This is a genomic window from Campylobacter concisus (assembly GCF_902460895.1).
Classification (GTDB): domain Bacteria; phylum Campylobacterota; class Campylobacteria; order Campylobacterales; family Campylobacteraceae; genus Campylobacter_A; species Campylobacter_A concisus_BC.
In genome coordinates this window covers 181045-193658 of the sequence record NZ_CABPVL010000004.1, presented here as the reverse complement: position 1 = coordinate 193658, position 12614 = coordinate 181045, and the positions used below count along the sequence as shown (strand labels likewise).

The window sequence follows — 12614 nt, the reverse complement described above, 5'->3', positions numbered from 1 at the left end:
TTATGAAATTTAAGCACAAATTCAACTCGCCCCATACCCACGTGAAGGTCTTTAGCGATCATGGCTGCACTTTTGCCATCTTTAAACATCTTTAATATCTGCTCTTCTTCGTTGATGACGCTTGGGGCGATTTTATGATATCTCTTGTTCGCTCCTCAAGGTTAAACATCCTATCTTTTTGCTCGTTTGCAAAGTCATCTATCACTCGCTCGATGCTCTTTATAGCGCGGATTATCGGCACGATTTTTTCATTTATCTGCTCATTTATCTGCTCTTTTAGCTCATCTTTTACGTCTTTTAGCTGCTCGTCATCATCAGGCTTAAAGCTTGCCAGTGCGACTAGCTGCTTTTTGAGATTATAGTTTTCTTGCATAGCGCTCTCTATGGCACGCTCATACCTTGCAAATTTCTTATTTGTCTCGCTATCTTTTATAAATATCAAAGCTATTATTATCGCTAAAACGATACCAAAACCTAAAAAAATGTAAATTTCCATATTTTTCCTTTACGAATTCGCTCTAAGCTCTCTTATCATCACACGCTCTCTAGCCGTCACATAAGCGTTCCAGTCGGCCTCATCCTCTTCGTGCATGTTCTCTATCTTTGCTAGCCTCTCATCCTGCGCCCTTAGATAAAGGCTCAAATTTCTCTTTGGAAAGATAGGCATCGCAATCCTTGCGTAGTAAATTTCATCCTTTTTAAATTTATCTTCGCTTATTTTTATATGCGTAAAGCCGATCTCATCGATATCTGCACTCTCTTTTAGCGGCAAGTATTGCTTGTGCTCGTTTTTTATATAATCACTTAGCGCATCGATCTTTCTATGAAGCTCGATGACAAGCGTTAACAAGACTTGGTCGCTCTCTTTGGTCTCGCCGCGTGATTTGGCTCGCTTTAGCCACGCTCCAAGCGCATCTTCGTCGCCTGGCAAGATAGAGTTAAATTCTCTTAAAAATTTCTCGTCCCCCGAGCTATCACGCTCATAAACCATGCTAAGAGGCGCTTTAAAAAGCCTTACTTCGCTCATAATACGCTTATCCAAACAAAGATGAAAAATAAAATTCCCAAGTAGCCATTTAGCGTAAAAAACGCCCGATCTATCTTGCTAAAGTCGCGCCTTACGATCCTGTGCTCGAAAAATAATATCATGCCACTTACCACAATGCCAAAAAATGCCATCGCTCCAAGTCCAGCCGCCCAAGCAAAAAGTAGCCAGAGTATAAAGGCTAGAGCGTGAAAAATGGCCGATAAAAATAGTGTCGCCTTGTCGCCATAAATGGCTGGTATGCTAAAGAGCTTGTTTTCTTGGTCAAATTTAATATCTTGAAGCGAGTAGAGCAGGTCAAATCCAGCCACCCAAAATGTCACACCAAGGCAAAGTAGCACGCTCCAAAGCGGTATATCAGCGCTTACTGCGACCACGCCAGCGATAGGAGCAAGTCCAAGACTAAGTCCAAGTACTAAGTGCGCTAGCTCGCTAAATCGCTTAAATAGCGAGTATCCGCCAAGCACGGCAAGGATGGGGAAGCTTAGCCAAAATGCGAGCGAATTTACAAAATAAGCGCAGATGATAAATATAAGCGCGTTTGCTGTGATGAAAAGCTGCATATTGCCCTTGCCGATGCGTCCATCTACGCTTGGACGGCTTGCAGTTCGTGGGTTTAGCTTGTCGATGTCCTCGTCTTGGTATCTGTTAAACGCCATGGCAAAATTTCTAGCGCTGACTGCGCAAAGAGTGCCTAAAATAAGCAGTTTAAAGCCAAACCAAGCTGAGCCATTTTCTATCTTGCTCGCAACTATCATCGCCACAAAGATAAATGGCAGGGCAAAAACCGAGTGCTTAAAAACGATGAGTTCTGCGATATCTTTTAGCTTTTTGATCATATAAATTTCCATATTTTTAAAAAGTGTCTGATTTTACACCATTTTGCTTTAAATCTAAATTTATATTATCATTGCGAGAGTAATTTAAAATGAAGGGTTATGATGAGTAAAATAGCGATTATTGGAGATGGTTTTAGTGCGTTATTTACGGCGCTTGAGCTAGCTAAAAAGGGCGAGGAAATTTTAGTTATTAGTAGCCAAAAAGATGAGTTTGAAAGCGGAATTTTAACCCCATTTAACACCCCAGCGCTTGCAAGAGATGGAGCGATATCTAGCTCGTTTTTGGGGCTGGTTAGCAAAAAAAGCGAGCTAGATATAGCGCTTTGCTTAAATGAAAACTTTAGAGCATGGATGGCAAATTTCACGCTTAAATCAACAAAGGCTCACGACAAAAAGATGAGAGTTTTGTTTAAAAAATTTGGACAAAAGAGCTTTGAAATTTTAAGAGAGCTAAACGAAAAATATCCGCAGGTAAATTTTGATGAGAGCGGCGTTTATCTCATCTTTAGCGAGGATGAGAGCTTTAAAAAGAGGCTTGATGAGACAAGGGTCGCTGATAGCGAGCAAGAAATTTTAAGCGTGGATAGTGAGCTAGCAAATTTTGGATTTATAAATAAAAACATAAAAGGGGCGCTAAATTTAGCTAAAAACGCGAGTATCGATGCAGGTGAGCTAAAAAAAGCGCTTGTTAGCGAGCTAAATGAGCTTGGAGTGCAGTTTATAAATGATGAAATTTACGAGCTAAAAACGCAGGGGCAAGCCGTGCAAAAGGCTGTTGGCGTAGCTGGCGAGTATGAGGCTGATAGCTTTGTCGTGGCGAGTAGAAATTTGGAGCTTTCAAGTAAGCTTGGGACAAATTTAAGCGCCATTTTGGCTAAATTTTACACGATAGACCTTGTGCTAAGTGAGGGTCAGATCCCTAAAAAACCGATCATTTTAAATGATATGTTTGCCAAAATTTATCCAACCAAAAATGGCGTCACGATCATCACAAATTTACAAGTGGGCGCGATCGATACGCTTGTAAAAACAGAAAAGATCAACGCATTTTTAAATGAGCTAAAAAGACACCTTGGCATAAGCGAGCTAAAAGAGCCTAGTTTTAGGGCAAATTTCGTGCTTCTTAGCTCAAACGACAAACCAGCGATCGGACGTGATGAGACCTATCAAAATTTACTCTATAACCAAGCGTACGGGCTAAATGAACTAAGCTTTGCACCGCACTTTGCAGGCGTTTTGGCTGATCTTATAAAAGAGGGCAAAAGCAACGAAGATAGCGATGAAATTTTACTTTTTAGCTCACTTTACGAGGGCTAAGCTTGTTTGGCGAGCTAGCACTAATCGGCACCACGGCAAGCGGCAAGAGCGATCTAGCCTTTGAGCTAGCAAAGGAATTTGGTGGAGTTATCTTAAGCCTTGACTCGCTAGCACTTTATAAAGAGATAGATATCGCTAGTGCAAAGCCAAAGCCTTGGCAACTAGAGGCTGTGAGGCACTTTGGAGTGGATGAAATTTACCCTGATGAGGAATTTAGCGTTGGGGCATTTTTTGAAATTTATAAAAATGCAAAAGAATTTGCGCGCTCGCAAGGCTGCCCACTCATCATCACAGGTGGAAGCGGCTTTTATCTAAAGGCGATGCTTAGCGGTCTTGCGCCAGATGTGCCAAAATGCGAGATAAATTTAAGCAACGAGGAAATTTACGATCTGGCTTTACAAAACGACCCTGAGTTTGCAGGCAAATTTAGCCAAAATGACTCTTATCGCCTCGAAAAATGGTATCAAATTTATAAATTTAGCGGCCAAATTCCAAGCGTTTGGCTAAAACAAAATACCAAAGAGAGCGTCATAAAAGAGCTTGCGATATTTGAAATTTTGTGGGACAAAGAGGAGCTTAGAGCTCGCATAGCAAAACGAACGAAAAATATGCTAGATGAGGGCTTGATAGATGAGGCGAAGTTTTTATTTGGCAAGTATAAAAGCGAGCCAAAACCCCTAAAATCGATAGGTCTAAAGGAGTGCAAGCAGTTTTTAGAGGGTGAAATTTCAAAAAGTGAGCTAGAAACACTCATCGCCACGCATACAGCCCAGCTTGCTAAGCGCCAAAGAACATTTAATAGATCGCAGTTTGAGAAGAAATTTGTTGGCGACTTGGCGCAGACTAGAAGTGAAATTTTGAAATTTTTAAAAGGCTAAATTTTAGCTTGGTTAAATTCAGATTGTCTAGGTGGTAAATTTAATTTAGCAGGGGGGGGGGCGAACAGCTCCAAAAGAAGCCGTTCGATAAATTTATATAGGCATGACCCTGATTTTTGGGCTTAGGCTCTCTTGTAAGACATTTTCTATCGCATAAAGCGTGCCAGTCGAGCCGCTTGAACAGCCTGAGCAAGCGCCAAGATAGCGAATATAAACGTCGATATTTTCGCCGTTATCGTTTCTGATGTCTATGATCTCTAAATTTCCGCCGTCCATCATAAGCATCGGGCGGATCTCTTTATCGATGATCGATTCGATCGCTTTTAGCTGGCCAACCATCGTCATGCTCTCAAAGCTAACGTCGCTAAGCGTGTTGTTTGCTTGAGCATTTGCCTGAGCTTCTAGCCTCTCTTGCTCCATCTCAGCCCTAGTATCGCGTAAGATATCAACCAAATAGTAGTCTTTTTTCTCGTGTCCGCCAGGTCTAACGCATGATTTACAAAATGCGCCTGCTTTGGTGTATTGCGTGATCTCCTCAACTGTGTGAAGGTCGTTTAGTCTTATCACCTCTTTGATCGTGCCAAGGCTCACTCTAGCGCACTCGCAAACGATGATCTCATCTTCAAAGTGCTCTGGGTCTATGCCCTTGTAGCTTGCAGCAGCTGCCTTGATAACGTCATATGCCATAACCGAGCAGTGCATCTTTTGAGGTGGCACAGCTGGAGTGTCTGGGTTGTCACGCATAGCTCTTTCGACATCGAGGTTTGTGATCTTGACCGCCTCATCGACTGTTTTGCCGATGCAAAGCTCAGCCATCGTATCAGAGCTAGCTATCGCCGTACCACAGCCAAAGCTTTTAAATTTAGCATCTATTATCTTGTCAGTTTTCTCATCAACGAGCCAGTAGAGCCTTACTGCATCGCCGCAGCTCTCTGCGCCAAAGTCAGCGATGATAAGTTTTGCGTTTGCTTTTTTGGCGTCCTCTTCGGTTAGTTCGCCCATGAATTTAGGATTATTCATCCTATCTTGCACTACCTTTGAGTATTCATCCCAGATAGAGCCACCGATTAAGTTATTTTTTGCCATGTTTTTCCTTTAAATTTTATAATCCACTCTTATGCCACTCTGGGGCGTATGCAAATGTGCTTGAGATGCCTCTTAGTCTATTTACAGCCTTTGTTATCTGCTCTATCGCATAGTCGATCTCTTCTTCTGTGTTAAACCTTGAAAGAGATAGTCTAAGTGCGGTGTGAGCTAACTCTTTGTCAGCTCCGATCGCCTCCATTATAGGATTGCTCTCAAGCGTTTCGCTCGCACAGGCAGAGCCCGTAGAAGCTGCTATGCCAGCTCTATTTAGATCCCAAAGCATCGCCTCACCCTCGACACCTTTGATAGATGCTAGGATGGTGTTTGGCACGCGCTGCTCTTTTTTGCCAACTATACTAACGTCAGGAATTTGTAGTAGTGCGTCTTCTAGTTTGTCACGCAAACGACGAACGTGTGAATGCTCGTAATCCATAAATTTATTTGCTAGTTCAAGCGCCTTGCCCATGCCAACGATGCCTGGCACATCAAGTGTGCCGCTTCTGCGTCCGCCCATGTGCTCACCGCCGTGAAGCAAGCTGCTTAGTGGCATGCTATTTTTTATAAATAACGCTCCAACGCCCTTTGGTCCGTGAAATTTATGCGCTGAAAAGCTTAAAAAATCAACGTCTAAGTCTTGAACGTCTATCTTTATCTTGCCGACTGCTTGCACGGCGTCAGTGTGAAATAAAGCGCCGTATTCGTGGGCAACTTTGGCAAGCTCTTTTATAGGAAAGATCATGCCAGTTTCGTTGTTTGCGCTCATTATGGCGACAAGCGCGACATTTTCGTCCATGACGGCTCTTAACTGATCTGGAGTGACGATGCCGTCGCTATTTACGTCTAAGACTGTAAGATCCACGCCATATTTTTCTAGAAATTTACAAGTTGCCAAAATGGCTGGATGCTCGACCGCGGTTGTAACGATGCGTTTTTTCTCGCCAGTTGCGATCTTGTCAAAGTAGATGCCTTTTACAACCCAGTTGTTGCTCTCAGTTGCGCATGAGGTAACGACGATGTCATCGCTATCTTTTGCATTTAGTCCGGCGTAGAGCTGATCAAGCGCTGTTCTTAGCGCTGGGTGGGTTTCTGAGCCAAATTTGTGAAGTGAGTTTGGATTGCCGTATTTTTCGCAAAAAAACGGCTTCATAAGTTCAAAAGCTTCTGGATCAACCATCGTTGTGGCGTTATTGTCTAAATATACTCTCAAATTTAAAACCTTAATTCGGATAAAAAATATCCCTTTTATTTTTGATGGGATATTATAACAAAAAAGTTAAAAGCAAGTTTAAAAAAATGCTTTAGTTTTTTCAATATTTAGCTCATTTTGATAGTAAAAAATATTGAAATTCTTTATCAATATTTGGCAGATACGCCATTTGTGAAATTCCGCCTAAAAAAGCCTATTTTACTCTTAATATTAATTATTTTTCTTAAGGATTAAAATTTAAACGCGAGATAATTAATCGTAACGTAAATATATCGACAATAAAATAAGCAAAATAAAATTTCTAAAAGGATATAGGATGAAATTTGTTGCAATTACACTTCTACTACTAACAAGCATATTTTTAATAGCCTGCTCTGCAAATCAAGCAAGCAATAAGATAAGCAACTCAGAACTAGAAAATTTAGCTAGTAAATATGGTGGGGTTTATGTGTTTAATCAAAAATTTGTTGAGGAGATAGAAAAGAGAGAAGCGGAAAGAAAAGAGTTAAGTAAAAAAATGAAAGGTAGAGATTTGGGTGATGGTCTTTATGCTGTTGATCCAAAGCCTATTAATGAAAAACTCCCACAAATTCTTTCTAACGGCAAGCCATACTTTAAGGGTGGCACATCTAGTAAAATTTCAGAAAGCTGCTATGAAGAAATTTATAAATTTATAGGTGATGAAAATTTAAAAAAATATAAACCTTGGATATTTTCAAATCTATACTACAAAGATAAAGACGAAAGAATTGTTCAAATTTCATGTACTGTTGCATATGAAAGAGTAAAAACACAATACGGCTTATTTGGAGACGAAGCTAAAGGTATTAGTTTTAAGAAAAACAGCTTTGAAAGTCTTGGTGGTGGCAATAGATTTGTCTTAATAAACGGCAAATTTGAAAGAGTAAGCAAGGATAAATAATGCAAACTAAAAAATCAAGCAAAGAATTAATAAATTGTTTTAAAGACTACATAGACATTGCTGATGCTTCTTATGCTCTTTTACATAACTTTTTTGAGAATGAAAGAAATAAACTAAACAATAGCTTCAATCAATAAAAAATTTAACAATCTACAAATAAAACATAATAAATTAATAATATTATAATTTCAAAGACAATAAAATAAGCAAAATAAATTTTCTAAAAGGATATAGGATGAAATTTATAGGTATTATACTTCTACTACTAACAAGCATATTTTTAATAGCTTGCTCTGCAAATCAAGCAAGCAATAATATAAACAACTCTGAAATAAAAGAGCTTGGTAAAAAATATGGCGGGGTTTATATATTTAATAAGAAATTCTATGAGGAAATAGAAAAAAGAGAGGCAGAAAGAAAAGAGCTAAGAAAGAATACAAAGGGAAAAGATTTGGGTGGTGGACTATATGCTGTTAATACAAAAGTAGTTGATGAGAAATTTCCACAAATCCTTTCAAATGGCAAGCTATACTATACAGACAAGGGCGACTATTCTAGAAAATTTAAAAAACAACCTAAGATAGCTCAAGGCTATAGCAATAGAGTAAAAGAATTTATAGGACAAGAGAATTTTAATAAATACCCGCCTAGTATAAATACTGAATATTTTTATATAAACGATAACGATGAAGCTGTACCTATAACAATGGGAGTTTCTTATAGCTATAAAGTAACCAACTATGGATTATATGGTGATGAGGGTAGAGGTTTTAGACTAAAAGATACTGAAACTAGATATGTCATAGATAATAATAAATTCTATTTAGAGAAATAACAATGAGCCAAATTTCAACCAAAGAACAAATACTTAAATTTAAAGACTACGCAGATATAGCTGATGCGTCTTATGCAATGCTTCACTGGGTAAGTGAGAATGAAAAAAATGGACTTGATGATCTAAATGATAAACCAAACAAAAAGGATATAGGATGAAATTTATAGGCATTATACTTCTACTACTAACAAGCATATTTTTAATAGCCTGCTCTGCAAATCAAGCAAGCAACAACGCGAGTAACTCTGAAATAAAAGAGCTTGGCAAGAAATATGGTGGGGTTTATATATTTAATAAGAAATTCTATGATGAGATAGAAAAACAAGAGCAAATAAGAGACAACAAGAGAAAAGAAATTTTAGAAAGAATAAAGACGATACCTAATAAAAATGAGAGAAATAAAAAAATGAGAGAAATTTTAAAGCTAGAATTTTATGACAATCCTAAAATGCAACAAACCCTCTCAAACGGCAAACAATACTATCTAAGAAGCGAATATGCCAAAAAAGTAGTAATACCTGATGATGTGATTGCTAAGCTAAAAAATTTTATGGGTGAAGCTGCTTATAATCGTTCATCTATCATGATTAGTGATTTTTATATAGATGATGAAAAACTTAAAGTTATCTCACTAGATATAAATTTTTATGAGGGCTATACAAAATACGGCTTATTTGGAGATGAAGGTAGAGGTTTTTCATTATCAAGAAAAGACATAAGAAATGTTAGCAGTCTTAATAGATTTATCCTTAATAACAATAAATTTGAAAAAGTGAAATAAAAATGAGTGAAATTTCAACAAAAGAACAAATAATAAAATTTAAAGACTATGCAGATATAGCTGACGCAAGTTATGCAATGCTTCACTGGGTAAGCGAGAATGAGAAAAATGGACTTGATGATCTAAATGATAAACTAAACAAAAAGGATATAGGATGAAATTTATAGGCATTATACTTCTACTACTAACAAGCATATTTTTAATAGCTTGCTCTGCAAATCAAGCAAGCAACAAGATAAGCAACTCTGAACTAGAAAATTTAGCTAGTAAATATGGTGGGGTTTATGTGTTTAATGAGAAATTTGTTGAGGAGATAGAGAAAAGAGAGGCCGAGAGAAAAGAGTTAAGTAAAAAAATGAAAGGTAGAGATTTGGGTGACGGTCTCTATGCGATTGATCCAAAGCCCATTAACGAGAAACTTCCGCGAATTCTTTCAAACGGCAAACAATACCATACAATTAACACTTACCAAAAAGCTGTAAATTTATCAAAAACATATATTGACAAGGTAATAAACCATATAGGACAAGAGAATTATTATAAATTTACACCAGATATTAATGTTTGGTCTTTTTATATTGATGATAACAATAACATAGTGCCTATTGAACTAACAGTAACATATAACTACAAAGTCAAAAAGTATGGCTTATTTGGTGATGAAGGTAGAGGCTTTTCTTTATCAAAAGGCGAAATACATACTGCAAAGGGTGGAAATAAATTTATCCTTAATAACAATAAATTTGAAAAAGTGAAATAAAAATGAGTCAAATTTCAACCAAAGAACAAATAATCAAATTTAAAGACTATGCTGATATTGCGGATGCAAGCTATGCAATGCTTCACTGGGTAAGCGAGAATGAAAAAAATGGTTTAGATGATCTTTATAGTAGGGTTGGCAAAGATAAAGCCCCTGAAAAGATTGTAAATTCATATAAAAAGCAAGAGATAGAAAAACCTGTTTGGAGATATAAGGACAATATTAGAATAGGTGATATCTTAAGTGAAGATATTCGAGATAAGAACGACAATATTATTAAAGAAGCTGGTAGCCCTACAGCCTATGCCCTAACCATAGAAGCTCGCTTTAATCAAGATATGGTAATAACCAAACCAAAAGTAAATGAGCAAAGTGAGCCAAAAGTAAAATCCATAGATAACGAAGTTCAAAGTTTTATCGCTACGCCTGACGACAAACCACCATATATCTTTGTAAATAAAGAAAACTTCCACCAAATTTCCCTCCGCACAAAAGCCTTTGTCAATCGCTATGAACTAGTCCATCACATCAAAAATACATCTATCACTGGTTTTAGCTCGACACTCTTTTATGATAGTAAATTTAAAAACTATATCATAGGCTTTAGGGGAACTGAAACTGAGCTTAATGACTTAGTTTTGGCTGATGGCATGATAACCTTTTTAGGTGCAGGACTAAGCCAAATAGCCTCTATGGCTATACTAAAGAGCGATATGTATGATGCTATAAGAGAGCATAAGCTAAATTTAAATCCAAATGATAAAAGCGAAGTCTCTAACCTTGTCTTATCAGGTCACTCACTAGGTGGCCACCTAGCGCAGTCCTTTGCCTTTTTATACACTAAAGATGTAAAAGAGCTATATACTTTTAACGCTCCTGGCTTTGGTGGTATATATGCTAGTTTAGTCACTATATCTTTAAGATTTGTAAGCTTTATAGCTAAGGCAATAATGAAAGGTGTAAGGTGGATAGCAAGAGTGCTTGATCCAAATGGCTTTGTAGGAAAGATAGCTAGCTCTATCTTTAACAAGATAAAAAATATGTTTGGCTTTAAAGACGACAAGAGCACACTAAAAGATTGTGTAAATGTAGTTCAAAATAACGAAAAGGCTTGCAAGGAAGTAGGAGATAAAGAGGTAAGCTCTAATATCAACAAATCTAGCAAAGGAAGCCATGAAGTAGAGATACACCACTGTGATAGCGTCAGACATAAAATTTATGACAAAAATGACGAGGGGCTATTTGATGCTAGCGATGATAGTGACGAGGATAGCCTTAAAAGAGAGTGGAACCAACTCTATGAGCCAAGCACTTCAGTGATATCTGACCTTGGATTTAGATATGGACTAGAACCACTTACTAGAGTAGGTGATGGGGCAGAATTTGACTATAAAAATACAGACAAGCTACATCTTATAAATATATTAGTAGCTTCTCACTATATGAAGCAGATCGTGGAGAGCCTATACTTGATGGAGTATCTGCTAAGTAATGAGAAAAATGCGGAAAAGATAAATGGTAAAGATGTGCCAGCCGCTCTAGACTACCTAAATGACTATATACAAAGCCTAAGCTTTAACGTCTACTTTTATAAAATTTCTCTAGGCTATCTACCAAAACTAGGCAGCGAGGATAAAAAAAGGCTTAGTATACTTGAGAGCGTGATATATCCTGTGGCTTTATATGTAAATTCTCTAGGCTTTGAAGATGAAAAAGAGGCGCCAAATTTAGAAGACCCTGTAAGCTCGCTCTTGTACTACAAAGAGAAAGATAAATTTGTAGATATGATAGATAGGGACGAGATAAAGGCACTAGACGCTAAAGATATAGCTAGCAAGGTAAAAAGCGGCGATCTAAATCTTTTCTTTGCTATCTACTCGGTCAGATACTTTATGCTAAGCAAAAAGGCTGATCTGAAGGCATTTAAAGAGCGCATGAGCTATATATCTGACTTCTTTAAGATAGCAAGCTCGCATGCAAATTCTAACTCAAACGAAAAAGAGCTAGAGCAGTATATAAACACAAGGCTAGAAATTTATAGAAGTGCTTATGAGCTAAAATTTGAGAGCTTTAAATATGCGGACGATAACAAACACTATGTGGTAATAGCCAAGACAAATACTGATAAGAAGATAACAAGAGGCATAGTGCTAACGCATAACTTTAAGCTAATAGACAATGTGGCAAAAGACGCTAAAAACGATGTGGCAAAAGAGTACCTAAATGTGATAAGGCTAGAGCCAAACGAGCTAATGCATATCAGTGAGGGCAAGGTGGATATACTTTTAAGAGATAAGAGTATATTTGATATCAATCAAGTTGGCTCTGATCTGGATATAGACTTTACAAAGCTAAAAACGCAGGTTTATATCATAGATAAGCCACTAAACACCGCCACAGAGCAATCAGACTATCCACTATACTTTAAAAAAGAAGAAGACGGGGAGGAGTCAAATTCTAATGCTCTAAGCTTCTCTCATCAGCCAAGGGACGAGGAAAAAGATAAAGGAAGACTAAGTGTTAGCTATAAAAACTCACAGGCTAGCATACTAAACTACTCTTTGCTAAACAAAAGCCTAAATATAGACCTAAAGCCAACAAACAAAGAGACCAAAGAGTCGCTTGAAAAGGCAAATGAGAGACTAAATTTAGAAAAGAAAAGTAGCGCGGTAGGTGCTGGTGGCACTGCCTTTGCTAATCCAATAATAGAAGATGACGTGGTAGTTTGCCCACATGGTGGCCATGTGATCTTAAAAAGTAGAGCTGGCAAAAGCATAAGGTCAGATGATCAAGGCGTGATACTTGATGTTGATTTTATCAACTCACCGATAGTTGGCTGCTCAGCTAAAAACCCTTGCACAAAGGTGGCATACGTGCCAAGAGCGGCTCTTAGTCTAAAAAGCATGAATGACCACTATGCTGTTATGCAAGATCTAGTGCCAGC

The 12614-nt window shown here is 37.8% G+C and carries 15 protein-coding genes; 10 read left to right on the top strand and 5 right to left on the bottom strand.

Translation table 11 applies throughout. From position 1 onward, the window contains the following. Positions 1-91: 91 nt before the first annotated feature. From F3G98_RS07505 to mqnP, 3 genes are read right to left on the bottom strand one after another with little or no spacing between them, the layout of a single operon-like run. Positions 92-496: a hypothetical protein gene (locus F3G98_RS07505; protein ID WP_188116985.1), complete on the bottom strand. Its 405-nt coding sequence runs from the start codon at positions 494-496 to the stop codon at positions 92-94. Positions 497-505: 9 nt separating this feature from the next. After that, positions 506-1027 carry a hypothetical protein gene (locus F3G98_RS07500; RefSeq protein WP_103645846.1) on the bottom strand — a complete coding sequence of 174 codons (522 nt, stop codon included), beginning with the start codon at positions 1025-1027 and terminating at the stop codon, positions 506-508. Then, complete coding sequence (mqnP, locus tag F3G98_RS07495) at positions 1024-1884, bottom strand: menaquinone biosynthesis prenyltransferase MqnP (protein ID WP_021089471.1); 861 nt, start codon at positions 1882-1884, stop codon at positions 1024-1026. Before mqnP ends, F3G98_RS07500 begins: the two co-directional genes overlap by 4 nt. A 102-nt stretch (positions 1885-1986) precedes the next feature. Here mqnP and F3G98_RS07490 point away from each other — a divergent pair, with 102 nt between their 5' ends. Together F3G98_RS07490 and miaA are read left to right on the top strand one after the other, a co-directional pair. Next, positions 1987-3201, top strand: coding sequence for an FAD-dependent oxidoreductase (locus F3G98_RS07490; protein ID WP_103608562.1), 1215 nt, complete (start codon positions 1987-1989; stop codon positions 3199-3201). A 2-nt stretch (positions 3202-3203) separates the two neighbouring features. Beyond that, a complete protein-coding gene (gene miaA / locus F3G98_RS07485; RefSeq protein ID WP_103608563.1) occupies positions 3204-4079 on the top strand; it encodes a tRNA (adenosine(37)-N6)-dimethylallyltransferase MiaA in 876 nt (291 codons plus the stop codon). Between the two features lie 93 nt (positions 4080-4172). Here the strand turns inward: miaA and F3G98_RS07480 are convergent, their stop codons facing one another. Together F3G98_RS07480 and F3G98_RS07475 are read right to left on the bottom strand one after the other, a co-directional pair. Next, on the bottom strand, positions 4173-5165 hold the full coding sequence (locus tag F3G98_RS07480; RefSeq protein WP_004318029.1) for an iron-sulfur cluster assembly scaffold protein NifU: 993 nt from the start codon (positions 5163-5165) through the stop codon (positions 4173-4175). 16 nt (positions 5166-5181) lie between these two features. Beyond that, positions 5182-6372: a NifS family cysteine desulfurase gene (locus F3G98_RS07475; protein ID WP_087583452.1), complete on the bottom strand. Its 1191-nt coding sequence runs from the start codon at positions 6370-6372 to the stop codon at positions 5182-5184. Positions 6373-6688: 316 nt separating this feature from the next. Here F3G98_RS07475 and F3G98_RS07470 point away from each other — a divergent pair, with 316 nt between their 5' ends. The 8 genes from F3G98_RS07470 to F3G98_RS10445 form a co-directional block, all read left to right on the top strand. Further along, on the top strand, positions 6689-7294 hold the full coding sequence (locus tag F3G98_RS07470; protein WP_087583453.1) for a tRNA 2-selenouridine synthase: 606 nt from the start codon (positions 6689-6691) through the stop codon (positions 7292-7294). After that, on the top strand, positions 7294-7431 hold the full coding sequence (locus F3G98_RS07465; protein WP_141083842.1) for a diadenosine tetraphosphate hydrolase: 138 nt from the start codon (positions 7294-7296) through the stop codon (positions 7429-7431). Before F3G98_RS07470 ends, F3G98_RS07465 begins: the two co-directional genes overlap by 1 nt. Positions 7432-7529: 98 nt before the next feature. Next, complete coding sequence (locus tag F3G98_RS07460) at positions 7530-8129, top strand: tRNA 2-selenouridine synthase (protein ID WP_149725961.1); 600 nt, start codon at positions 7530-7532, stop codon at positions 8127-8129. A 2-nt stretch (positions 8130-8131) separates the two neighbouring features. Beyond that, positions 8132-8287, top strand: a complete 156-nt coding sequence (locus tag F3G98_RS07455) for a diadenosine tetraphosphate hydrolase (RefSeq protein WP_103607622.1) — start codon at positions 8132-8134, stop codon at positions 8285-8287. Beyond that, on the top strand, positions 8284-8910 hold the full coding sequence (locus F3G98_RS07450) for a tRNA 2-selenouridine synthase (RefSeq protein WP_103642959.1): 627 nt from the start codon (positions 8284-8286) through the stop codon (positions 8908-8910). Before F3G98_RS07455 ends, F3G98_RS07450 begins: the two co-directional genes overlap by 4 nt. A gap of 2 nt (positions 8911-8912) precedes the next feature. Continuing rightward, a complete protein-coding gene (locus F3G98_RS07445) occupies positions 8913-9068 on the top strand; it encodes a diadenosine tetraphosphate hydrolase (protein WP_103608212.1) in 156 nt (51 codons plus the stop codon). Then, a complete protein-coding gene (locus F3G98_RS07440; protein WP_103598742.1) occupies positions 9065-9670 on the top strand; it encodes a tRNA 2-selenouridine synthase in 606 nt (201 codons plus the stop codon). The genes F3G98_RS07445 and F3G98_RS07440 overlap by 4 nt, the downstream gene beginning before the upstream one ends. Positions 9671-9672: 2 nt before the next feature. Continuing rightward, the coding region (locus F3G98_RS10445; RefSeq protein ID WP_188116984.1) for an alpha/beta hydrolase family protein at positions 9673-12614 on the top strand (2942 nt) is incomplete at its 3' end.

Coding starts and splice junctions, on each gene's coding strand:
- F3G98_RS07505 (WP_188116985.1), bottom strand. CDS start 496: ATGGAAATTTACATTTTTTTAGGTTTTGGTATCGTTTTAGCGATAATA.
- F3G98_RS07500 (WP_103645846.1), bottom strand. CDS start 1,027: ATGAGCGAAGTAAGGCTTTTTAAAGCGCCTCTTAGCATGGTTTATGAG.
- mqnP (WP_021089471.1), bottom strand. CDS start 1,884: ATGATCAAAAAGCTAAAAGATATCGCAGAACTCATCGTTTTTAAGCAC.
- F3G98_RS07490 (WP_103608562.1), top strand. CDS start 1,987: ATGAGTAAAATAGCGATTATTGGAGATGGTTTTAGTGCGTTATTTACG.
- F3G98_RS07480 (WP_004318029.1), bottom strand. CDS start 5,165: ATGGCAAAAAATAACTTAATCGGTGGCTCTATCTGGGATGAATACTCA.
- F3G98_RS07470 (WP_087583453.1), top strand. CDS start 6,689: ATGAAATTTGTTGCAATTACACTTCTACTACTAACAAGCATATTTTTA.
- F3G98_RS07465 (WP_141083842.1), top strand. CDS start 7,294: ATGCAAACTAAAAAATCAAGCAAAGAATTAATAAATTGTTTTAAAGAC.
- F3G98_RS07460 (WP_149725961.1), top strand. CDS start 7,530: ATGAAATTTATAGGTATTATACTTCTACTACTAACAAGCATATTTTTA.
- F3G98_RS07455 (WP_103607622.1), top strand. CDS start 8,132: ATGAGCCAAATTTCAACCAAAGAACAAATACTTAAATTTAAAGACTAC.
- F3G98_RS07450 (WP_103642959.1), top strand. CDS start 8,284: ATGAAATTTATAGGCATTATACTTCTACTACTAACAAGCATATTTTTA.
- F3G98_RS07445 (WP_103608212.1), top strand. CDS start 8,913: ATGAGTGAAATTTCAACAAAAGAACAAATAATAAAATTTAAAGACTAT.
- F3G98_RS07440 (WP_103598742.1), top strand. CDS start 9,065: ATGAAATTTATAGGCATTATACTTCTACTACTAACAAGCATATTTTTA.